Raw genomic sequence first — 21,333 nt, 5'->3', positions numbered from 1 at the left:
GCCCGGCACAGCGGCAGGTCTTCGGACTCGCGGGCACCGACCCCGCGGGTCGACCTACCGGCCGTCGCTTCCCGGACACAGTCCGGTGCTCGAATGACGGCTTTCGTTCCTGCTCACCGCTGCGGGACAGTCCCGGATTCCCACCGGGTTCCCTCTTCACCCCGAAACGCCACATGGGAGGCGCGGGATGTCGACACCGGGCCGAGCGGGGACTCCCGACATCCAGGCCACCGGCGAACCAGCTGCCCCGACAGCATACGACACGTTCACCACGGCGCACCGGCGCCATTCAGACGGCGGCCATCCCCGCGCGGGACTCTCGGCGTTCGGAAAGGGGTTATACGGGTATGGATCGCCGGGTCGACGGGGTCAGTCGGCGCACCGTGTTGTTCGCCGCGGGTGCGGCCGTCGCCGCGGCCGGGCTGGCGCAACCCATGCCCGCCGGGCCGATCACGCGGGTCACGGCGGCGGGACCGTCGGGGAGTGCCGAGCGGGCGGAACTGGCGGAGCGGGCCATTGTGGCGCGGCATGTGCGCACACTGTGGGGGCATTCGGGGTGGCGGCTCGGGCTGCTCGTCTGGCCCGCGACACCGGCCGACCAGTCGTTCCTGCGGTGGTGCTACTGGTGGCAGGCCCACCTGCTCGACTGCGCGATCGACGCCGCGCACCGCCACAGCACCCCCGAACGGGTGGCCAGGGTGGCCGCGCTGGCCTATGGCATCAGGACCCGCAACGTCACCGGCTGGGCGAACCGCTACTACGACGACATGGCCTGGCTGGTGCTGGCGCTGGACCGGGCCGACCGGCTGCTCGGCGTCCGGTTCGACGGTGCCGTCGACGAACTGCTGACCGCGCTGGACGACGGCTGGAACCCGGAGGTCGGCGCGGTGCCGTGGCGGCGCGGTGACCGCTACTACAACACCCCCGCGGTCGGCCCGACCGGGATCGCGATGGCCCGGCTCGGCAGAGTGCCGCGCGCCGCGCAGCTGGCCGAGTTCCTCTACACGCGGCTGCACGACACCGGCACCGGGCTGATCCTCGACGGTGTGCACGAACCGGACGGGCGGGTACAGCGCGACATCCACACCTACTGCCAGGGCGTGGCGATCGGGCTGAACACCGAATTGGCCGTACGCACCGGTGATCCGGTGCACCATCGGCGCGCGAGCGCCCTGATCGAGGCGGTGGCGCAGCGGCTCACCACCGACGGGGTGATCGCCGCCGCCGACACGAACGACTCCGGGCTGTTCATGGGAATTCTCGCCCGCTATCTCGCCGAAGCCGCACTGGTGCTCGGTAACAGGACCGCCGCCACGATCGTCCACACCTCCGCCGAAGCGGCGTGGCGCAACCGCGCCGAGGTCGACGGCCTCCCCCTGTTCGGCACCGACTGGGCACGTCCCGTCACCGCCCCGAACCAGCCGGGTACCTTCCTCCAACTCACCTCCTCGGCCACCGCGGGCTCGGCCAACCTCAGCCGCGACCTCTCGGTCCAGCTCAGCAGCTGGATCCTCCTCGAAGCCGACCACCAGCTCACCGCCGCGGACCGCTGAACCGCGAAACGGCCCGTGCCGGTTGCCAAGTGGGTGGCGTTTACGGCATCTTTACGTGGATGACCGGCTTACCGTTCCAGCCCCGTCCACTCGCCCACGTCACGATGGGGCTCGGGTGGGATCCGGCCGATCGCGGCGGGTTCTTCCGGCGGGGGAACTCCGACATCGATCTCAATGCCGCCGCGTTGCTGTTCGCCGGAACGGATTTCGTCGATGTGGCCTACCACGAACAGCTGACCTCACGGGACGGTTCGACCAGGCATCTCGGCGACAGTGTCACCGGAGACGGGGACGGCGACAACGAGATGATCGTGGTCGATCTGACCAAGGTCGACCCGGTGGTCACGGCAGTGGTCTTCCTGGTCAGCTGCTATACCGGCCATCGGTTCGGGCAGATCGAGAACGGGTTCTGCCGGGTCGTGGACAATGTGACCGGGGTGGAGCTGGTGCGCTTCGATCTCGCCGACGCCGCCGAGCACACCGGCCTGGTCATCGGCATGCTGCACCGCCCGCGCGGCAGCTGGGAGTACACCGCGATCGTCGAGCCGATCCAGGTCGAGCACATCGCCGACGCGGTCCCGCTCATCGCGCGGCAACTCGGCCGTTGACGACACCGCGCGGCAGGCGAACTCTTTGACCACACCGAAAGAGTGAGTGTACAGTCACTCACGTGAGCAAGAGCGGAGTCACTCTCTCCCGATCGGACCTGCGGCGCGACGCCGTCGTCGACGCCGCGATCGTCGAGTTCGCCAGGACCGGCTACCACGGCACGCCGATCGCCACCGTGGCGGCGACCGCGCAGATCTCTCCCGCGTACGTGTTCAAGCTCTTCCCCGGCAAGGTCGCCCTGTTCGTCGCGGCGCTGGAGCGCTGCTTCGACCAGATCACCGCCGCCATGTCGGCCGGTGCGGCAAGGGCCGCCGCCGAGGCTACCCCCGAGCAGCTCCTCTACGACATGGGCGGGGCCTACGCGGAGCTGATCAGCGACAAGAACTTGCTCATGCTGCAGGTCCACGCCCAGTCCGTGGCCGATGTCCCCGAAATCGGCCAGGCGCTGCGCGAAGGCCTGGCCAGGGTGACCGAACTCGCCAAACAGCGTTCCGGCGCGGAGGACGCGCTGGTCCAGCGGTTCATCGCGTTCGGGCAGCTGTGCCACCTGATCACCACCCTCGGACTCGACGGCGATACCAGCCCCTGGGCGCAGATCGTCTCAGCCGGCATCCGCCATCCGAAACTTCGCTGACCACGCGTGCCCCCTCGGGGGCGTTTTTTCGACCAATAAAGTGATTGACCAGTCACACACTAGGAGAGATCATGTCCACCACCGCCACCGAAATCGTCCTGCCCGGCCGGGTGGAACCCGACGGCCTGCTCGTCACCCACCGCGAACTGCCCGCTCCCGGCGCCGGGCAGGCGCTCGTCGAGGTCGAGGCCAGCGGCGTCTCGTTCGCCGAGCAGCAGATGCGCCGCGGCAAGTACTACGACCAGCCCGCCTTCCCCTTCGTGCCCGGCTACGACCTGGTCGGCACCGTCTCGGCCGTGGGCACCGGGGTCGATCCGGCGCTGATCGGCACCAGGGTCGCCGCGCTGACCAAGATCGGCGGCTGGGCCAGTCACGCGGTCCTCGACGCGGCCGATCTGGTCCCGGTGCCCGCCGAACTCGATGCCGCGGCGGCCGAGACGTTCGTGGTCAACGGGATCACGGCCTGGCAGATGCTCTTCCGCACCGCCGGGGTGCGGCCAGGGCAGACCGTGCTGGTGCACGGCGCCAATGGTGGTGTCGGCTCCACCCTGGTGCAGTTGGCGCGCGCCAAGGGAATTCAGGTCATCGGGACGGCGTCGGCACGCCATGCCGACGCGGTACGCGCGCTCGGTGCCACCTGGGTCGACTACCGCGACGACGTGCCGGAGCGGGTGCGCGCGCTGGCGCCCGACGGCGTCGACGCGGTCTTCGACCACATCGGCGGACCAGGCATCGCCGACTCCTTCGCGCTGCTCGCTCCACACGGCACCCTGGTCTCCTACGGCACCGCCGCGACCAAGAACAACACGGGCAATTCCCGGCTGCCGGTACTGAGGCTGCTGGCCCGGCTGCTGTGGTGGAACGCCATGCCGAACTCGCGCAGTGCGCATTTCTTCAATCTGTGGGCGGGCAAGCGCGACCGCACCCACTTCCGCGCGCGCATCGCCGCCGACCTCGGCGAAGTCTTCGCACTCGCCGCGCGTGGCGAGCTGCGCGCCCAGGTCGCCGCCCGCATCCCGCTGACCGACGCCGCGCACGCGATGGCCCTCGCCGAGTCGGGCACCGTTCTCGGCAAAGTCGTCCTCGTCGCCTGAGTCAAGGAGATCCGTGACCTCGCCGCCGCGCCTAGGTACCAGTCCCGCACGTGACGAATCGCCTGCCGACCTCGGCCCCTGCCGCGCCGCGAGCACGGGAGGGGCCGATCCGGTCAGGCGTCGATCCTGCGATCCTTGGTCTCCACGATCAGCCGGGTGCACACCACGCTGATCACGGACAGCCCCGCGAGCAGCGCACCCACCCAGAACGAGCCGGGACCGGCCAGCAGCTTGGTGGCGATCAGCGGCGGCAGCGCGCCACCGAGAATGCCTGCCAGGTTGTAGCCCATGCCGGCACCGGTGTAGCGGTACCTGGCTTGGAACATCTCCGGTAGCAGCGCACCCGCCGGACCGTAGGCGATGCCGAAGATCGCGAGGGTACCGAACAGCCCGACGGCGAAGGCGAGCGCGCCGCCGATGTCGAGAATCGGGAACAGGACCAGGCTCCACGGCACCGCGGCCGCGCAGGAGACCATGATGACCCGGCGGCGGCCGACCCGATCCGACCACAGCGCCGAGGCTGCGGTGGCGAGACCGAAGACGACGGCGGCCACCATGCCCATGCCGAGGATGTAGTCACGGGACAGTTTCAGGGTGCCGACACCGTAGCTGGTGAGGAAGGCCGTCCCCGTGTAGAAGAGCGAGAACAGACTGGTCAGCGCGCCCGCCGCGATCAGGATCTCCCTCGGCTGGGCGCGCACCGCGTCCAGGAAGGGCAGCGCGCGGGTGGCGGGCACGGCACTCTCGCGCACCCGATCACGGAACACCGGCGTTTCGGCGACCGCCAACCGCACCCACAGCCCCACCCCGACCAGCACGCACGACAGCAGGAACGGAATCCGCCAGCCGTAGTCGAGAAAGGCGTCGCTCGCGGTGCCGAGCGTACGGCTCGCGATCAGGAAGGTGGCGCTGGACAGGAAAAAGGCGAAGGCGGGACCGAGCTGGGGGAACATGGCGTACAGCCCGCGCTTGCCCGCCGGCGCGTACTCCGCGGTGAGCAGCGTCGCCCCGGCCCATTCGCCGCCGACCGCGAATCCCTGCAGGAAGCGCATGGCGACCAGGAGCACGGGCGCCCAGATGCCGATACCGCCGGGCATGATGCCGAACACGCCGGTGCTGTACCCGGGCAGCAGCCCGATGGCCACGGTGGCGAAGCCCATGATGAGCAGTGTCCACACCAGCGTCCGCTTGCGTCCGATCCGATCACCGAAGTGCCCGAACAGGATCGCACCGACCGGCCGGGCGAAGAAGGCGACCGCGAAGGTCGCGAACGAGGCAAGGGTGGCCGTCGCCGGGTCGGCGGCGGGGAAGAACACCTTCGGGAACACCAGCGCGGCGGCCGTGCCGTAGATGAAGAAGTCGTAGAACTCGATGGTCGTTCCGATGGAGCTGGCGGCCGCCACCCGCCGCAGTACGGCGGGGGAAACGTCGGGGACGGCGGGGGGCTCCGGCGGTGGCGTGGTGTCTTTCAGGGTCGTCACCGTGTTCTCACTCTCTCGCAAGGCCCGGCGCCTCAGCGCGCCGGATGCGAACACGGTAGTAATCCACGTCACATTCCCTGCACCCCCGAATAGGGGGTACGTGGGAGGCCGCTACGGGGTGCCGGGTGAGCCGGAGCCGGTGGCCGCGCGGAACGCCTCGACCGCGGTCGGCAGGGTCGGGAAGAGGTGATCGGCGCCGATGCGTTCGGTCATGCCGAACGCGTCCAGATCGTCGCGCAGATCGTGTTTGACCCGCGCCATCGCGAAGACCACACCGCGCGAGGCCAATTCGGCCCGCACCTGTTCGACGGCGTCGAGCGCGGTGAGGTCGACCTCCACATTGGCCTCGACATTGAGCACGAACCAGCGCACCGGCGACCCGCTGCGCTCGGCCGACCAGTCCACCGCGGCGAGCGCGCGCTTGCGGAAGTCCTCGGCATTGGCGAAGAACAGCGGTGCGTCGTAGCGGTAGACCACAAGTCCGGGAAGGGGTTTCGCCTCTGGGTAGTCGTCCACATCGTGCATGCCCGCGACATCGGGGACGAACCCGAGGATGGCGTCGTGGCCGCGCGCGATCCGGCGCAGCAGATCGAACACCGAGAGGGCCACGGCGACCAGCACGCCGTAGAGCACGCCGAAGATCAGCACCGCCCCCGCGGTCACCAGGGCGAGAAGCAGTTCGCTGCGCCGGAACCGGGCGATCCGCCGCAACTCACGCACATCGATCAGCCGCAACGCGGCGTACACGACCAGCGCGCCGAGGGCGGCGGCGGGGAACTGGGCGAGCACACCGGTCGCGCCGAACAGCACGATCAGCACCGAGACCAGGGCGACCACCGAGTAGAGCTGGCTGCGCGCCCCCATCAGATCGGCGATGGTGGTGCGGCTGCTGCTACAGCTCACCGGGAAGCCGTGCGTCAGCGCGGTCGCCACATTGGTCGCGCCGAGACCGGCGAGCTCGGTGTTGACCTGGACCTGCTGTCCGTGCCGCACCGCGAAAGCGCGGGCGGTCAGCGCGTTGTCGGAGAACCCGACAACCGCGATGCCCACCGCGGGCAGCAGCAGCATCGCCACGTCCGCGAGCGCGATGCTCGGTACGCTCGGCACCGGCAACCCGGCGGGCACCTGTCCGATCACCTCGATCCCGAAGCGCTGCAACGACAGCAGTGCCACCGCGATCGTGGCGGCGAGCACCGCGAGCAGTGGGCCCGGCGCGCGCGGCGCCCACCTGGCCAGGATCAGCAGCATGGCGAGGACGGCGGCCGACAGCAACGCGGTCGCCGGATGCCACTGGCCCAGGTTCGCCACGAACGACCGCAGCGTGGCGGTCACCGACTCCCCGTCGACCGGCACCCCGGTGACCCGGCTGAGCTGGCTGATGATCATCAGCCCCGCGGTCCCGGCCAGATACCCGATCAGCACCGGTCGCGACAGCAGATCGGCGAGCACCCCGAGCCGGGCCACCGACGCGAGCAGGCACAGCGCCCCGACCAGCAGGGCGAGCAGGGCGGCCAGCGTGGCGTAGCGGGTCGGGTCTCCGGCGGCCAGCGGAGCCAGCGTCACCGCGGTGAGCAGCGCGGTGGTCGATTCCGGACCGACCGAGAGCTGCCGCGAGGTGGCGATCAGCACATAGACCGCCAGGGGCGCGACGGTCGCCCACAACCCGACGACCGGAGGCAGGCCCGCCACCGTCGCGTACGCCATGACCTGGGGAATCAGATACGCGGCCACCGTGACACCCGCGACCACGTCCGGACGCAGCCACGCGCGCCGATAGCCCCGGAACTGCCGCAGACCCGGCAGTGCTCGCTCCAACACAGTCCGATCATTGTGCGCTTTCCCGCCGGGATCCGACAGCCCGCGCCCGTCGGCGCGTCGGCCGTACCGCGCCGACCAGGCGAAATCCGTTGTGCTGCAGCCCGGCCCGCGAGTCCGTAGCCTGGGTTCGTGATTACGCTGAAGAAGGAAGACGGCGCGGCCGACCTCGCCGGCATCACCAAGATGAGCGTGGGGGTGAGCTGGGATCCGTCGGCCGGTTCCAGCGGCGGGCTGCTCGGCATGGCGCGGCGCAAGCGCGGCGTCGACCTCGACCTGATCGCCGTGCTGATGCAGGGCGGTGAACCGGTCCGCTTCGCCGGACTCGACTCCCTCGATCCGCTCGGCAACGGCGCGGTGCTGCACACCGGCGACGAACAGACCGGCGCTGCCGCGGGCGACGACGAGACCGTGCACGTCACCTTCGCCCAGATTCCGTCCGGCATCGATGCGATCGTGTTCGTCGCCGCGGCGTTCAAGAAGGGCTCCTCGTTCGAGAAGGCCAACAACGTCTCGTTCAAGATCTACGACGCCACCGGTGCCGACAGCCAGCCGGTCGCCGACATCTGGCCCTCCCTGCTCGGCGCCGAGAACGCCAACGCGATCGCCCGCGCCTTCCGCAACGGCCAGGTCTGGCAGCTCGAGGTACTCGACCGCAAGGGCAAGATCAAGCAGGGCGACCGCCAGGCGCTGCTGCGATTCGCCATCGCGTAGCCAGCGCCGGAGGCCGCACCACGCACCCGGCTACGGTAGTAACCGATAGCGAAGGGTATGTGATGAGCGCACAGTTGTTGATCGTCGAGGACGACACCAGGGTCAGGGCATCGCTGCGGCTGGCGATGGAAGACGAAGGCTACGTCGTCGACGAGGCCGAACGCGCCGAAGTCGCGCTGGACAAGGTGCGCGACTTCGGCGTGCCCGATGTGATGATCGTCGATCTCATGCTCGACGGCATGGACGGCTTCACCTGCATCAGGGAGGTGCGGCGCGATCACGACGTGCCGATCATCGTGGTCAGCGCGCGCGACGACACCCACGACGTGGTCGCCGCGCTGGAGGCCGGTGCCGACGACTTCGTCACCAAGCCGTTCGAGGTGAAGGAGCTCACCGCGCGCATCCGCGCGCTGCGGCGCCGCACCAGGAACGCCACCGACCGCGATGTCACCGAGATCGTCCTCGACGCCGCTCTCGACCGGCGGCTGATCCTGTCGCCCGAGCGCGGTCTGCTCCGCCTCAACGGCGGCGAGGTGCACCTGACGCTGACCGAGTTCCGCCTGCTGTGCGAACTCGCCCAGAACGACAGCCTGGTGCTGAGCAGGCAGACACTGCTGGAGAAGATCTGGGACCGCGGGTTCTTCGGCGACGAGCGCATCGTCGATGTCCATGTGCGCAGGCTGCGCACCAAGATCGAACGCGACCCCGCCGACCCACGTCTCATCGTCACTGTGCGTGGCCTCGGCTACCGGCTCGATGTCCAAGGCTGACCGAGCCTCCCGCTGGCCGGTGCGCTGGCGCGGCCTGCGCGGCCGGGTGATGGCCGCGTTCGTCCTCGGCGCGGGCCTGGTCGCGCTGGTACTCGCGGGCTCGGTGTACGGCATCAGCACCAGCTATATGGAATCGCAGCGGGTGCGCAGTATCGAGCGCGCCGTGAACATCCATGCCGAACTGCTGCGGTTGCGGCTCGACGACCCGGCACTGTCCGGTGACGAGGCGATCGCCGAACTGGCCCTGCCCACCGGGACCATCGCCATGCTGCACCGTGGGTCGACCTGGTCGATCGCCGACGCCGACGACGGCATCACCGCGGCGCCGCCGGTGGTCGACCCGACGGTGGCGGTACCCCAGGCCGCCACCCGCGTCGAACTCGCCGGCGTGCCGTATCTGCGGGTGTGGGCGCCGGTCGACGACACCGCCGTGCTCTACGAGTTCGCGCCGGTGCAGGAACTCGACTCCACCCTTGCCATGCTGCGTACGATTCTGCTCGCCTGCGCGGCGCTGTCGGTCACCGTGGCGGCCGCGGTGGGTGCCTGGGCGGCGGATCGGGCGCTGAGCCCGCTGCGGCAGGTCTCGGCCACCGCCTCGCGCATCGCCTCCGGCGAGCAGGATCTGCGGCTGGCACACTCCACCGACGAGGACCTCTCGACCACGGTCAACTCGTTCAACGCCATGGTCGACGCGCTGCAACGCCGGATCGAACGCGAGCGCAGGCTGGTCTCCGACCTCAGCCACGAGCTGCGCACCCCGCTGACCACCCTCACCACCTCGGCCACCGTGCTGGCGGGCCACCGGGAGGAACTGTCGCAACGGCCGCGCGCCGCACTGGATCTGCTCGTCGAGGAGACCTCCTATCTGCGCGGGCTACTCGACGACATGCTGGCGCTCGCCCGTGCCGAGGCCGGGATCCACCGCTCGGAGCCCGCGCCGCTGTCGCTGGCCGAGCTCCTCGGTCACCTGCTCAGCAGCCGCGACAGCGCGCCGGGGCTGCTGGACGTGCGGGACGAGGGCATGGTGCGCGGGCGGCGGATGGAACTCGAACGCGCGCTGGTGAATCTGCTCGCCAATGCCGATCGGCACGGTGGTGGGCTGGTCGGTGCCAGGGTAGAGCGCGAGGGCGCCGAGATCAGGGTGATCATCGACGACGCGGGCCCCGGTGTCGCGGTCGCGGACCGGACGCGGATCTTCGAACGGTTCGTCACCGCATCGCGGGCGACGGCGGGCACCGGGATCGGGCTCGCCCTGGTCGCCGAGACCGTGGCGGGTCACCACGGCACGTTGTCGTGCACCGACCGGCCCGGTGGTGGCGCGCGGTTCACCATGAGCATTCCGGCGATGGCAGATTTTTGTCACACGATCGCAAACTAACCGCCGGATTCATCGAAACGAAGCATTGGAATCCTGCTTCCGGTCACCGGAATCGCTTGCCCAGCGTCCGGTTCGGAGGAGGACAACCGTCGTGCGGGCACTCGCCCAGCGAAGGACCAGATGTCCGGATGCTGTTGGGCGGCACACGATTCCGGTGGCCTCTCGCCAACGAAAACAACGAGCCCGGTGCTTGGCGCACCGGGCTCGTTGTGGTCTTGCGAATGATCAGCCGAGGCTGAACGGCTGGCCCCACAGGGTGACGGTGGAGCTGATGTTCTCGGTCTCGACCTTGACCTTGACGAAGGCACGCGCCTGCGCGTAGCCACCGCAGCCCGACAGTCCGATGGTGGAGTCGGACCAGGTCACCGAACCGCTCTTGCCCTTGAACTTGTTGTTGGTGCTGTGGTCCTCGTTGCCGTAGTCGTCCGGGCCCTCACGGTCGAGGAGGTAGAACGACTTGGCCTGGCCGGGCCCGAGGCTCAGCTCGGCGCCGGACTCGACGCCGCCGCCGGCCTCACCTTCCCAGTCGGTCTCGGCCTCGGCGCCGCCCTCGACACCGCCGCCGTCGATGTTGACCTGGCAGCCGACGACGTAGCCCGGGTAGATCTTGCCGCCCTTGGCGTTACCGGAGACCTCGACCTGCGCCGAGCCGGAAACCCAGGTGTTGCGGTGCACGGGGGTGGCACCCATCGAGGGGCTGATCAGCGCCGACTCGTTCACCAGGCGAACGGTGACGGTGCTGCCGTCGGACAGAGTCTTGACGATCTCGCCGCCGGGCAGTGGAACGAAGGTGTCGGCGTTGGCCGCACCGGTGGACAGGAGCCCGAAGGTCAGGGCAGCCGCGCCGACCACACCGGCCAGCCGAGCCGAATTCTTACGGTCGATCATGTATTTCATCCTCGGATCGAAGGTTGTGTGTCGGGGAGCGATCAGCCGATGCTGAACGGCGCACCGTAGAGGGTGGTCTTGGAGTAGTCGTTGCCGATGATCTCGACCACGCTGTAGGAACGCGCCTGGGCGTAGCCCGCGCAACCCTGGACCTGGATCTCCACGTCCTGGTACTCGATCGAGTAGACACCCGGCTTGGTGATGTCCTTCTTGTCGATCTGGACGAACTTGACCTCGCCCGGGCCCAGCTCGACGCCGGCCGAACCGCCGATGCCCATACCACCGGTGCTGACGCTGCCGGAGATGCCCGCCGAGATGGCGTCGTCACCGATGGCGACCTGGCAGCCGATGATGTAACCGGTGTTCAGCTGCGAGGCGCCGTGGGTGGAGGAATTATTGGTGCCCGGCTTGTTGTTCGGGCCGTTGTACGGACCGACCTCGCCCTCCGGGGTGGCGGTGACGTCGGCGGTCACGGTGGCCGAGACCCACGCGACGCGACCGGCGCCGTTGGCCGCCAGGGACGGGGAGACCAGCGCGCTTTCGCCGGTCCGCTTGATCGTGGCGCCGGGCGCGGCCTTCTCGCCGTCCGGCAGCGGCACGAACGCGTCGGCGCCCGCGGTGCCCGCCACCAGCGCACCCAGTGCGAGCACGGCAACACCGGTGCCGGCGGCGCGCAGGCCACGGGTACCGCGAATACGGTTGATTCTCATACTTCCCCTCATCAGGTTTCGAGCTGTCATACCTGCCGACACGGCACACCTGTCCGGGCGCGTCGACGGCCGAGCCGAGCTTTCCGCCCGTCTATGGCGCGATAGATACCGCGCCACGGCCCGACGATGAAGCTCACGAAACGGGAAGGTTTCCGGTTTTTTTCAGTTGTATGACGATGCCTATCGTGCGATCGCAATATTCCATCGCCCGCCGCTGCCGAGCCCGATCGGGCTTGCGGCGGTGCTGTCAACACGGCTTGTCAGACAGCGGAAGTCGGGGCGATTTCACTGTTCCCTGGATGGTTGCCGAGTTACGGTTTCCCGCATGGACGACATCGAGTTGGATTTGCCGAGCGTCGCTTCTGCCAACAACTCAGGACGCATTCTCGACATCGGCGCGGTCGGTCTGCGCAACCCCCTGCCGATCGACGGCGAACGGACACAAGCCTATGTGTCCTGTGTGGACGGCACCACCCTGCGCCTGCCGGACTCGCTGCAGAACTGGGCCATGCAGACCCTCGCCGCGAACTACGACCTACGCTCCACCGGCCTACCCTCGCTGTTCCCGTGCCGCTTCGAATTCGGCATCCGCGACGGTGCCGCCTACGCGGTCCCCGTCCGCGACCAGCGGGCCGGTCGCACACCCCAGCCCGCCGCCTGACCCCACCTCCCCCACGCCCCGCTGATCGCCTGCGCGTCAGGCGATCGGGGGCAGATGCACGACCTGACCGGCGTAGGCGAGCCCTGCCCCGAACCCGAGCAGCAGCGCGGTGTCGCCGGGGCGCGCGCCGCCGGAGCGGATCAGCTGCTCCATGGCCATCGGAATGGACGCGGCCGAGGTGTTGCCGGTCTCGATGATGTCGCGCGCGACAGCCACTGTTTCGGGCAGGCCGAGGGTGCGCACGAGCGCATCGGTGATGCGGATATTGGCCTGGTGCGGAACGAAAGCATCGAGCTCACTCGCGGCGACGCCCGCCCGGTCCAGCGCGTCCCGGCAGGCCTTCTCCAGGAAGGTGACAGCCCAGCGGAACACCTCGGTGCCGTTCATCCTGATGTACGGACGCACCGACGTGCCGCCACTGGCCTCGGCCGCGGCGACCTCGGCGAAGTACTCCTGAAAGCCCTTGTCCTGCTTGATCGCCGAGGTGCGGCTGCCGTCCGAACCCCAGGCGACCGGGCCGATCCCCTCCTGCGCGGCCGCACCGACCACCACCGCGCCCGCACCGTCGGCGAAGATGAACGCGCAGCTGCGATCGGTGGTGTCGAGTAGGTCCGAGAGCCGCTCCACCCCGATCACCAGCACATTCCTGGCCTGACCCGACCGCACCAGGTTCGCGGCGTCGGCCAGCGCGTAGCAGAACCCGGCGCAGCCCGCGGAGACGTCGTAGGCGGCGGTGTCGTGCATGCCGAGTTCGGTGGCGACCACCGCGCCCGCCGACGGCCCGAGCACCATCTGCGAGGACGTGGCGAGCACGACCGCGTCCACCTCGGCGCCGTCGAGCTCGGCGGCGCGCAGCGCGTCGCGGGCGGCGGCGACGCTCATCCCCACGATGGTCTCGTCCGGCTCGGCCCAGTGCCTGGCGGCGATGCCGGAGCGGGTCCTGATCCACTCGTCGGAGGAGTCGATGGCCGCGACGATCTCGGCGTTGGGCACGACCCGGCGCGGGCGATACACGCCGAGGCCGAGAATTCCCGTGTGGGTGACCGGAACTGCGGTGGCGATGGGGGTGGGCATGGCATCCTCTCCAAATGAACCGATCGGTTCACGCTGGATCAGGTTTAACATGGACCGATCGGTTCAATCAAGGGTTTGGGAGGAAATCGGATGGCAGCCGGACCGCGCACCCGACTGATCGAACACACCATCAGCACCGTCCAGGAGCACGGCGTGCACGCCGCCGCGCTCAGCGAACTCCTCAAGCGCAGCAACACCTCGCGCAACTCGCTGTACCAGCACTTCCCCTCCGGCAAGGGCGAACTCGTGCAGACCGCAGCCCGCATCGTGTCCCGCCTGGTGTACTCGCACGTCAGCGCCATGGCCGACGCCCTGCAGACGGCGCCATCGGCCCAGCACTGGCTGACCGAGCTGTTCGCCTTCTGGCGCGCACCGCTGGAGAAGTCCGACTACCGCGCCGGTTCGTTCATGATGGCCGCGGCCCTGGACGAACTGGACCCCGCGGTGCAGTCCATCGCCGGGCAGGCGTTCGCCGAGTGGACCGCCCGGCTGGCCGACGGCCTGGTCGCCGCGGGCATCGAACGGGCGACCGCCGTCTCGATCGCGGGCTTCCTGCTCACCACCATCGAGGGCACCATCGTGCACAGCCGCGCGCTGAAGTCGGCCCACCCGTTCGATCAGGCCGTCACTCAGCTGACCATCCTGCTGAACCATCACCTCGCCCAGCGCTGAGGCTGCGACGCAGGTCGGCGCGCAAGGCGGTGACGATGTGGCGGCGCGCGGCCGCACCCTCCCTGCTCGGAGTGAGCGGGTACACATGGACCAGCCCGTGGCCTTCGTGGAAGTCCACCTCGACACCCGCTGCGCGCGCCTTGCCGAGCAGCAGCCGCGCGTCGGGGTTGAGGATGTCGTCGGTACCGGTGAACACGGTGAGCGGACCGAGACCGGTGAAGTCGCCGAACAGCGGACTCACCATCGGATCCCGCATCGACAGCTCGCCGCTCCACAGCGCGCCGAACACCAGACCGCCGGGCTTTCCGAGCCAGGGATCGCGCGGCTGCACCAGCTCGATCTGCGGGTTCTCCAGCGTGAGGTCGAGGGCGGGGGCGATGAGCACGGTGCGCGGCGGCGCCTGCTGCCCCGTGTCGCGCAGGTGCAGCGCGGTCGAAAGGGCGATCTGGCCGCCCGCCGAGTCGCCGGCGAGGAAGGTCGGACCGTGGTTCGCCCTGCTCGCCGTAACCAGCTGCGCCACCCGAGGAATCACCTGCGCCGCGGTGCCGGAGGGGATGAGCGGATAGATCGGCACCGTCACCGTGAGGCCGACCTGCGCGGCGAGCCGGGCCGCGAGCTGCCAGTGTTGCGGGGCGATCTCGCCGACCCAGCCGCCGCCGTGGGCGTAGACGAGCCCGCCGCGCGAGGCCCGGTCCACCGGCCGCAGCGTGTAGACGGGCCAGCCATCGGTCACGACGACGCTCACCGCTACTCCGCGCAGCCTGCGCGGCGGACCGTAGTCCAGCGGCCGCACGCTGCGTTCGACGACCCGCGCCCTGGCCGCGTCGGCATCGATGTAGGCCCGGTTGGCCCGGGTGAGCCGCAGGAACCGCGGGATCACCACCCGGCTCATCACGCTGGTCACCCGTTCCTCCACTTCGTCACCGTCGAGGCAAGGGTAACCGTGCCGCGCAGGCTTTCCGCGGATCCGGGCAGGCTCAGGCCAGTGGTTGCTCGGTGATCTCCGAACGCAGGCTGGTGCCGTTGAGGTCGAGGTACAGCACGCCCTCGGTGACCGACAGGGTGGCCGTGTTGCGGCGATCGATCAGCGCGACGGCCTCCTCGACGAAGGCACGGTCGAAGCTGTAGAGCGGGATCGCCTCGGCATTGTGGATCTTCTTGCCTGCGTACTGCGCCAGCACCTTCGCGGGATCGCGGTGGGTGTAGACGGCGGCCCGCCCGGCCAGCTTGCTGCCCCGGTGCACCCGCTCGGCGTCGGGGGCGCCCACCTCGATCCATGCGGTGGTGCGGCCGGTGAGATCGCGGACCTGCACGGCGGGTTCGTCGGTGGCGGAGATGCCGCCGTCGCTGAACGCGATGCCCTCCTCGTATTGCAGGCAGTACGCGAGGATGCGGGTGAGCATGTACTCGAGTGTTTCGGAGGGGTGGCGGGCGACCCGCAGCTCGAGGTCCTCGTAGACGCCGCGGTCGACGTCGGCGAGCTGGACGGCGAAGTGGTGCAGGGTTGCGCTGAGTGCCATAGGAGCTCCGAGCCTACCGGTCAGCGCTCGCCCTGCTCCAGCAGCGCCCGTGGCGCGGCCAGCTGCCACGAGTCGGTGATGATGGCCGTCATCTCCGCGCGGTCGTCGAGCGCGGCCAGCCGCACCCGCACCCACGCGTTGCCCGCCTCGTGGTCGGCGATCCAGAACTTGGCGGGCTCGGCCTGCACCAGTTCGTCACGGTCGATGATCGGGCAGCGCACGGCCATCGAGGTCTCCTCCTCTGGCAGGGTGAGGAACAGCCTGCCCGCGACCTTGAAAATCGGCATGCCCCAGGCGAATTGCTCGGCCGTCTCCGGCAGCGACAGCACGAACGCGCGAACATCCTCCCCGGTGAGCTTCATGGCGCCCATCTTGCCAGCCGACCCCGACAACAATCCGGGTCAGCTCACGGCGGCCACCTTCGCTCGCGCCCGCGCCGCGCTCACCCGGCGGCCGATGATGCCGTGCCTCGGCGCGAACAGATAGACGAGGGCGAACGCCACGCCCTGGGTGACCACGACCATGCCGCCGGAGGCGGTGTCGAGGTGGTAGCTCAGGTAGAGGCCGGTCACCGCACAGGCGACCGAGACGGTCGGCGCGATGATCAGCATGCGGGAGAAGCGGTCGGTCAGCAGGTACGCCGTCGCGCCGGGAATGATCAGCATGGCCACCACCAGCACCACACCGACAGCCTGCAGCGCCACCACCGAGGTGAGGGCGAGCAGGGCCAGCAGCGCGGTACCGAGCAGCCGCGGATTCAGGCCGATGGCGTGCGCGTGAGTGGCGTCGAAGGCGTAGAGCGTGAAGTCGCGGCGCTTGAGCACCAACGCGGTGAGCACGATCGCGGCCAGGATCATGATCTGGATCATCTCGCTGCGGCCGACGCCGAGCAGATTGCCGAACACGATGTGGTTCAAGTCGGTTTGGCTCGGCGTCACCGACACCAGGACCAGGCCGAACGCGAACAGGGAAGTGAACACGATGCCGATGGCGGCGTCCTCCTTGACCCGGCTCGTGTCGCGGACCACCCCGATCAGCGCGACCGCGAGGAACCCGAAGATCACCGCGCCGACGGCGAACGGCCAGCCGGCGATGTAGGCGAGCACCACACCGGGCAGTACCGCGTGCGAAACCGCGTCCCCCATCAGCGACCAGCCGATCAGCACCAGCCAGCAGGACAGCACCGCGCACACCAGCGCGGCGGTGACGGTGGTCGCCAGCGCCCGCACCATGAACTCGTAGCGCAGCGGGTCGAGCAGGAATTCGTCGAGACTCATCGGTTCTTCCTCACGCGGCCGCGTCGAGCCCGAAGGCCTTGGCCAGGTTCTCCGGCCGCAGCACCACGTCGGGGTCGCCGTGCTCGAGCACCTTGCGGTACAGCAGCACCGCCTCGTCGGCCAGTTGTGGGAGGGCGTGCAGGTCGTGGGTGGACACCAGAATGGTGGCACCGTCGGCGGCCAGCGCGCGCAGCAGGCCGGTGATGGTGGCCTCCGACCGCTTGTCGACACCAGCGAACGGCTCGTCGAGCAGCAGGATCGTGGCCTCCTGGGCGATACCGCGGGCCACGAACGCCCGCTTCTTCTGTCCACCGGAGAGCTGGCCGATCTGGCGGTCGGCCAGCTCGGTGAGCTCGACCCTGGCCAGCGCCTCGGCGACAGCGGCCTTGTCGGCCCTGCTCGGCCGCCTGGTGAACCCCATCTTCCCGTAGCGGCCGGTCATGACGACATCGCGGACCGACAGCGGGAAACTCCAGTCCACGTCCTCGGACTGCGGCACATAGCCGAGGCTGCCCGCCTTGCGTGCGGCGGCGGGCGGGCGCCCGTTGATCAGCACCCGGCCCCGGCCCGGGGTGACCAGGCCCATGATGGTCTTGAACAGCGTGGACTTGCCCGAGCCGTTCATCCCGATCAGGCCGGTGACCCGGCCGGATTTCAAGGTCAGTTCCACGGTGTCGAGCGCGAGCACGTCACCGTAGTGGACGGTGACGTCCTGGATCTCGACGACGGGCGCGGTAGTCATTGTGACGCTCCTGCGAGTGCGGTGGCGATGGTGGTCGCGTCGTGGCGGATCAGCTCGAGGTAGGTGGGCACCGGGCCGTCGGCCTCCGACAGCGAGTCGACGTAGAGGACGCCACCGAAGCGGGCACCGGTCGCCTCGACGACACGCTGCATCGGCGCGTCGGAGACCGTCGACTCACAGAACACGGCGGGCACACCGCGCTGGCGCACGAAGTCGATGGCCGAGCCGATCTGCTGCGGCGTCGCCTGCTGTTCGGCATTGACCGGCCAGATGTACTTCTCGGTGAGCCCGGCGTCGCGGGCCAGGTAGGAGAACGCGCCCTCACAGGTCACCAGCGCCCGCTGGTCGGCGGGCAGGGTGCTCACCGCGGCGACCAGGTCGTCGCCGACGGCGCCGAGCTGGGTCTTGTAGGCGGCGCCGTTGGCGCGGTAATCCTCGGCATGATCGGGGTCGAGCTCGCTGAAGGCGCGCACCATGTTGTCGACGTAGATCTGCGCGTTCACCGGCGACATCCAGGCGTGCGGATTGGGTTTGCCCTGGTAGGCGTCCTCGGCGATGTCCATCGGCGCGACACCCTCGCTGACCACCGCGTGCGGCACGTCGAGGTCGGCGACGAACTGGGCGAACCAGGCCTCCAGATTGAGTCCGTTGTCCAGGATCAGATCGGCCTTCGCGGCCTTCTTGATATCGCCGGGGGTCGGCTCGTACCCGTGGATCTCGGCGCCCACCTTGGTGATCGATTCGACCCGCAGATGATCACCGGCGACATTGCGTGCCATATCCGCGAGCACGGTGAAGGTGGTGAGCACCACCTTCCTCCCGTCGCCCTCGGCGGTCACGCCACCACCACACGCGGAGAGCGTGATCGCCAGAACACTCAGCATTGCCGCGGCGGCACCCCGAAACCCAACCTTCATTCCTGAATTATATTGTTCGGGAGACCGAACTTTCAAGTTTTGCCACCGGAACAGGCGGCTTGACGGCTCAGGACGCCCAGGGCGGAACGAAGGTGGAGCCGTCGGGCAATTCGGCAGCGAACCCGCGCCGCACGGTGACGAGCAGGACGGCGGGCTCGGCGCCCGCGTTGCTCAGCGCGATGACCGAGCCGGCGGGCGCGATGGCCGCGTCACCCGGCGCGAGCAGCGCCGATTCCCCGTCGATCAGCATGCCCACCGCACCCGACAGTAGGACGAACGCCTCCTCCCCCAGGATCCGGTGCGGCACACCCTGCGATCCCGGCGCCACCTCGGTCCGCCAGACGCACAGCTCACAGCTACCGACATCGGGGCGGATCAGTGAGATGAAACGGGCGTTGTGCACCTCGTGCACCGGCGCATGTTCGGAACGGACGACCGGCACGCGAACCTCCTCGATAAAGTCAATCACCTTGTCCATATAGTCAATTAACTTGACCATATTGTCAAGTGCCAGAATGGCGACCGTGCCCGAGAACTCCCCGCCCGCGGGCGATCTCCCCCTCCTGCTCCTGGCCGCGGCCGCCGACGTGACCGCGGCGGTCGAGGCGGGCGTGCGCGCCGCGGGGTTCACCGATGTGCGGCCCGCGCACGGCTTCGCGTTCGTGCGGATGGCACCTGGCGGTGCGACGGTCGGCGAGATCGCCGAGCACCTCGGCGTCACCAAGCAGGCGGCGAGTCAGCTCGTCGACGAGCTGGTCACCAAGGGCTACGCCCAGCGCAACCCACACCCGCGCGACGCGCGAGCCAAGCTGATCACCCTCACCGAGCGCGGCTGGGCGTGCACAAGGGCCGCCGACGCGGCGCTCGCCGAGTTCGCCGGGCGCTGGTCCGGCGCCATCGGCCCGCGCGCCCTCGGACAACTCCGCGACGCGCTGGCCCTGGTGGTCACGCCGGGCCGGGTCAGGCCCACGTGGTGAGACCTGCCGCCCGATTACCGTAACCGCCAATTCGGAGTACGGGATTTTCAAAAATCTGCGCGTACTCTCGCACCGCGCGGCATACTCGGCGACGAGCGGTGACGCGCCACCGCGGCATCCGGGCCTGCCGACCCGGTGCACCTCGTCACGTCAGCCACCTCCTCGCCTCGACAGGATCGTCATGTCTTCACCAGCCACCCTCGCCACGGTCGACACCATCACCCGGCACAAGTACGAGCGGCTGCAGTACACCGGCTCGGCCGGCGTCATCGCCTCGCTCGAGGATCCGCGGCTGGTCGGCCGCTGGCACGCCGACTATCCGGGCTGGACCGGCGAGCACTGGGCGTTCGAGGTCGGCACGATGAGCCCGGGGCGGCTGCGCCCGATCAATGTCGCGGTGCGCCAGAACTGATCAGGCGGCGCCCTCGGCCGTGAGGTCGACGATGCGCGGGAACGGACTCGCCGCTTCGAGCTGATAGGCCAGGTCCAGCAGGGTCCGTTCGCCGCCACGGGGCGCGGCGAGCTGGACCGAGCCGGGCAGCCCGTGCGGGAGCAGCCCGTGCGGCACCGACACCGCGGGCCCGCCGCCGACATTGTTGAGCGGAGTGAACCCCACGTAGTCGACGAGCTTGGTGAACAGCTCATCGAACGGCTGACCCGGCGCGAGCTCACCGATCCGCGGCGCCGGATGCGAGAGCACCGGGGTGAGCAACACGTCGACATCGGCGAAATGCCGGTCGTAGGTGGCGGTGCCCGACCGCAGCCGCCAGGTCGCCGCAGCCGCGCCGAGCGGATTGCGCACAGCGAGCCCGATCAGGCCCTTGGTGAAGGGGTCGAGTTTGCCGGTGTCGAACCGGGCTCGGTGCCCGAGCCGGAACGACAGCGCCATCGCACCGGCCATGACCGCCCAATACCGCTGGAAGTCCGCCACGAAGCGCGGCTCCACCGCCAGGCGCGCTTCGACGATCTCATGTCCGAGACCACCGAATGTCGCCGCCGCGGAGGCGAGAATCGCGGCATTGTCGGCATGCACCGGGCGCCCGAGGACATCCGCGGTGATCAACCCGATCCGCAGCCTGCGCGCGCTCGGCCCAGCCACCAGGCCGATCGGCTCGAGCCGGGGATTCGGCCGGAACCGTTCGACAGCGGCCAGGTAATGCGCGGTGTCGCGCACCGAACGGGTGAGTACACCCTCGGCGACCAGCTGCACCGGGAGCTGCCGGGCGCCCGGCTGGTCGAGGAGCCGGTTGCGGGTGGGCTTCAAGCCGACCAGCCCGTTGGCCGCCGCCGGGATCCGGATCGACCCGCCGCCGTCGTTGGCGTGCGCGATCGGTACCGCGCCCGCCGCCACCAAGGCGGCCGAACCGCCCGAGGACGCACCCGCCGAGTACTCGGGATTCCATGGATTGCGCGTCGGCGCCCGGTCGGTGAATTCGGTACTGGCGGTGAGCCCGAACTCCGGCAGCGTCGACTTGCCGAGCACCACCACGCCCGAATGCAGGAACTGCGCGCCGGGGCCCGCGGTCGCGGTGGCCGGGCGCGGAGTGAAGGCCGCCGACCCGTGACAGGTCGGCAGACCGGCGATATCGGTGTTGTCCTTGACGAACGCGGGCACCCCGGCGAACACCCCGGCGGTCTCCGGCGCCGACCTGGCCCGCTCGAAGCACTCGAGCTGTACCGCGTCGAGTCGCGGGTCGACCAGTGTGGTCCGCGCGATCGCGGCCGCGATCACTTCCGACCTGCTCACCTCGCCCGCGCGCAGCGCGGCGGCGAGTCCCACCGCGTCCAGCGTGCCGAGTGCGTCGTCGGTGAAGCCGTGGACCGCGGAGCTCATGGCCGCAGCCTAC

24 protein-coding genes and 1 riboswitch are annotated in these 21,333 nt (G+C 69.5%); of the genes, 11 read left to right on the top strand and 13 right to left on the bottom strand.

Annotated features, from left to right (window positions below; genetic code table 11):
• Positions 1-13: 13 nt before the first annotated feature.
• Positions 14-182: riboswitch (cobalamin riboswitch) on the bottom strand.
• A 165-nt stretch (positions 183-347) separates the two neighbouring features.
• The 4 genes from ACFOW8_RS20410 (at position 348) to ACFOW8_RS20395 (ending at position 3,890) form a co-directional block, all read left to right on the top strand.
• Positions 348-1,553, top strand: coding sequence for a glycoside hydrolase family 76 protein (locus ACFOW8_RS20410; protein ID WP_378552599.1), 1,206 nt, complete (start codon positions 348-350; stop codon positions 1,551-1,553).
• A 59-nt stretch (positions 1,554-1,612) separates the two neighbouring features.
• Positions 1,613-2,161, top strand: coding sequence for a TerD family protein (locus ACFOW8_RS20405; RefSeq protein ID WP_378552598.1), 549 nt, complete (start codon positions 1,613-1,615; stop codon positions 2,159-2,161).
• A gap of 62 nt (positions 2,162-2,223) precedes the next feature.
• On the top strand, positions 2,224-2,796 hold the full coding sequence (locus ACFOW8_RS20400) for a TetR/AcrR family transcriptional regulator (protein WP_378552596.1): 573 nt from the start codon (positions 2,224-2,226) through the stop codon (positions 2,794-2,796).
• Positions 2,797-2,867: 71 nt separating this feature from the next.
• The gene (locus ACFOW8_RS20395) at positions 2,868-3,890 is read left to right on the top strand and encodes a medium chain dehydrogenase/reductase family protein (protein WP_378552595.1); all 1,023 of its coding nucleotides are present in this window, start codon (positions 2,868-2,870) and stop codon (positions 3,888-3,890) included.
• 113 nt (positions 3,891-4,003) lie between these two features.
• Here the strand turns inward: ACFOW8_RS20395 and ACFOW8_RS20390 are convergent, their stop codons facing one another.
• Complete coding sequence (locus ACFOW8_RS20390) at positions 4,004-5,371, bottom strand: MFS transporter (protein WP_378552594.1); 1,368 nt, start codon at positions 5,369-5,371, stop codon at positions 4,004-4,006.
• Between the two features lie 111 nt (positions 5,372-5,482).
• Positions 5,483-7,189, bottom strand: coding sequence for a SulP family inorganic anion transporter (locus tag ACFOW8_RS20385; protein ID WP_378552592.1), 1,707 nt, complete (start codon positions 7,187-7,189; stop codon positions 5,483-5,485).
• A 129-nt stretch (positions 7,190-7,318) separates the two neighbouring features.
• Between ACFOW8_RS20385 and ACFOW8_RS20380 the strand changes: the two genes are divergently transcribed.
• The 3 genes from ACFOW8_RS20380 to ACFOW8_RS20370 all read left to right on the top strand — a co-directional run bounded on the left by ACFOW8_RS20380 (position 7,319) and on the right by ACFOW8_RS20370 (position 10,048).
• Positions 7,319-7,900, top strand: coding sequence for a TerD family protein (locus ACFOW8_RS20380; protein WP_378552591.1), 582 nt, complete (start codon positions 7,319-7,321; stop codon positions 7,898-7,900).
• Positions 7,901-7,962: 62 nt separating this feature from the next.
• On the top strand, positions 7,963-8,670 hold the full coding sequence (locus ACFOW8_RS20375) for a response regulator transcription factor (protein ID WP_378552589.1): 708 nt from the start codon (positions 7,963-7,965) through the stop codon (positions 8,668-8,670).
• A complete protein-coding gene (locus ACFOW8_RS20370; protein WP_378552588.1) occupies positions 8,636-10,048 on the top strand; it encodes a HAMP domain-containing sensor histidine kinase in 1,413 nt (470 codons plus the stop codon). Before ACFOW8_RS20375 ends, ACFOW8_RS20370 begins: the two co-directional genes overlap by 35 nt.
• Positions 10,049-10,273: 225 nt before the next feature.
• Here ACFOW8_RS20370 and ACFOW8_RS20365 read toward each other — a convergent pair whose 3' ends face one another.
• Both ACFOW8_RS20365 and ACFOW8_RS20360 read right to left on the bottom strand, forming a co-directional pair.
• Complete coding sequence (locus ACFOW8_RS20365; RefSeq protein WP_378552586.1) at positions 10,274-10,936, bottom strand: MspA family porin; 663 nt, start codon at positions 10,934-10,936, stop codon at positions 10,274-10,276.
• 41 nt (positions 10,937-10,977) lie between these two features.
• Entirely contained in the window at positions 10,978-11,646 is a 669-nt protein-coding gene (locus ACFOW8_RS20360; RefSeq protein WP_378552585.1) for an MspA family porin, read from the bottom strand.
• Positions 11,647-11,971: 325 nt separating this feature from the next.
• On the opposite strand from ACFOW8_RS20360, the gene ACFOW8_RS20355 reads away from it, so the two are divergent.
• Positions 11,972-12,307 (top strand): hypothetical protein, encoded by a 336-nt coding sequence (locus ACFOW8_RS20355; RefSeq protein WP_378552583.1) that lies wholly within the window; start codon positions 11,972-11,974, stop codon positions 12,305-12,307.
• Positions 12,308-12,343: 36 nt separating this feature from the next.
• Here the strand turns inward: ACFOW8_RS20355 and ACFOW8_RS20350 are convergent, their stop codons facing one another.
• Positions 12,344-13,381, bottom strand: a complete 1,038-nt coding sequence (locus tag ACFOW8_RS20350; RefSeq protein WP_378552581.1) for a beta-ketoacyl-ACP synthase 3 — start codon at positions 13,379-13,381, stop codon at positions 12,344-12,346.
• A gap of 90 nt (positions 13,382-13,471) precedes the next feature.
• Here ACFOW8_RS20350 and ACFOW8_RS20345 point away from each other — a divergent pair, with 90 nt between their 5' ends.
• Entirely contained in the window at positions 13,472-14,053 is a 582-nt protein-coding gene (locus ACFOW8_RS20345) for a TetR/AcrR family transcriptional regulator (RefSeq protein ID WP_378552579.1), read from the top strand.
• Here ACFOW8_RS20345 and ACFOW8_RS20340 read toward each other — a convergent pair.
• From ACFOW8_RS20340 to ACFOW8_RS20310, 7 genes are all read right to left on the bottom strand, one after another.
• Positions 14,007-14,957 (bottom strand): alpha/beta hydrolase fold domain-containing protein, encoded by a 951-nt coding sequence (locus ACFOW8_RS20340; protein WP_378552578.1) that lies wholly within the window; start codon positions 14,955-14,957, stop codon positions 14,007-14,009. The two genes, ACFOW8_RS20345 and ACFOW8_RS20340, sit on opposite strands and share 47 nt — an antisense overlap.
• Before the next feature lie 73 nt (positions 14,958-15,030).
• Positions 15,031-15,573: a YaeQ family protein gene (locus tag ACFOW8_RS20335; RefSeq protein WP_378552576.1), complete on the bottom strand. Its 543-nt coding sequence runs from the start codon at positions 15,571-15,573 to the stop codon at positions 15,031-15,033.
• Between the two features lie 20 nt (positions 15,574-15,593).
• Positions 15,594-15,935 carry an MmcQ/YjbR family DNA-binding protein gene (locus tag ACFOW8_RS20330; protein WP_378552575.1) on the bottom strand — a complete coding sequence of 114 codons (342 nt, stop codon included), beginning with the start codon at positions 15,933-15,935 and terminating at the stop codon, positions 15,594-15,596.
• Between the two features lie 39 nt (positions 15,936-15,974).
• Positions 15,975-16,850: a metal ABC transporter permease gene (locus ACFOW8_RS20325; protein ID WP_378552574.1), complete on the bottom strand. Its 876-nt coding sequence runs from the start codon at positions 16,848-16,850 to the stop codon at positions 15,975-15,977.
• A gap of 10 nt (positions 16,851-16,860) precedes the next feature.
• Positions 16,861-17,592, bottom strand: a complete 732-nt coding sequence (locus ACFOW8_RS20320) for a metal ABC transporter ATP-binding protein (RefSeq protein WP_378552572.1) — start codon at positions 17,590-17,592, stop codon at positions 16,861-16,863.
• Positions 17,589-18,509, bottom strand: coding sequence for a metal ABC transporter substrate-binding protein (locus ACFOW8_RS20315; protein ID WP_378552571.1), 921 nt, complete (start codon positions 18,507-18,509; stop codon positions 17,589-17,591). Before ACFOW8_RS20315 ends, ACFOW8_RS20320 begins: the two co-directional genes overlap by 4 nt.
• Positions 18,510-18,576: 67 nt before the next feature.
• Positions 18,577-18,951: a cupin domain-containing protein gene (locus tag ACFOW8_RS20310; RefSeq protein ID WP_378552570.1), complete on the bottom strand. Its 375-nt coding sequence runs from the start codon at positions 18,949-18,951 to the stop codon at positions 18,577-18,579.
• 49 nt (positions 18,952-19,000) lie between these two features.
• On the opposite strand from ACFOW8_RS20310, the gene ACFOW8_RS20305 reads away from it, so the two are divergent.
• A complete protein-coding gene (locus tag ACFOW8_RS20305) occupies positions 19,001-19,486 on the top strand; it encodes a MarR family winged helix-turn-helix transcriptional regulator (protein WP_378552569.1) in 486 nt (161 codons plus the stop codon).
• A 181-nt stretch (positions 19,487-19,667) separates the two neighbouring features.
• A complete protein-coding gene (locus ACFOW8_RS20300) occupies positions 19,668-19,898 on the top strand; it encodes a hypothetical protein (protein WP_378552568.1) in 231 nt (76 codons plus the stop codon).
• Here the strand turns inward: ACFOW8_RS20300 and ACFOW8_RS20295 are convergent, their stop codons facing one another.
• Complete coding sequence (locus ACFOW8_RS20295) at positions 19,899-21,320, bottom strand: amidase (RefSeq protein ID WP_378552566.1); 1,422 nt, start codon at positions 21,318-21,320, stop codon at positions 19,899-19,901.
• Between the last annotated feature and the right edge of the window lie 13 nt (positions 21,321-21,333).

The organism is Nocardia rhizosphaerae (assembly GCF_042650365.1).
In the GTDB taxonomy this organism is placed as follows: Bacteria; Actinomycetota; Actinomycetes; order Mycobacteriales; family Mycobacteriaceae; genus Nocardia; species Nocardia rhizosphaerae.
This window is presented reverse-complemented; position numbering and strand designations above follow the sequence as displayed.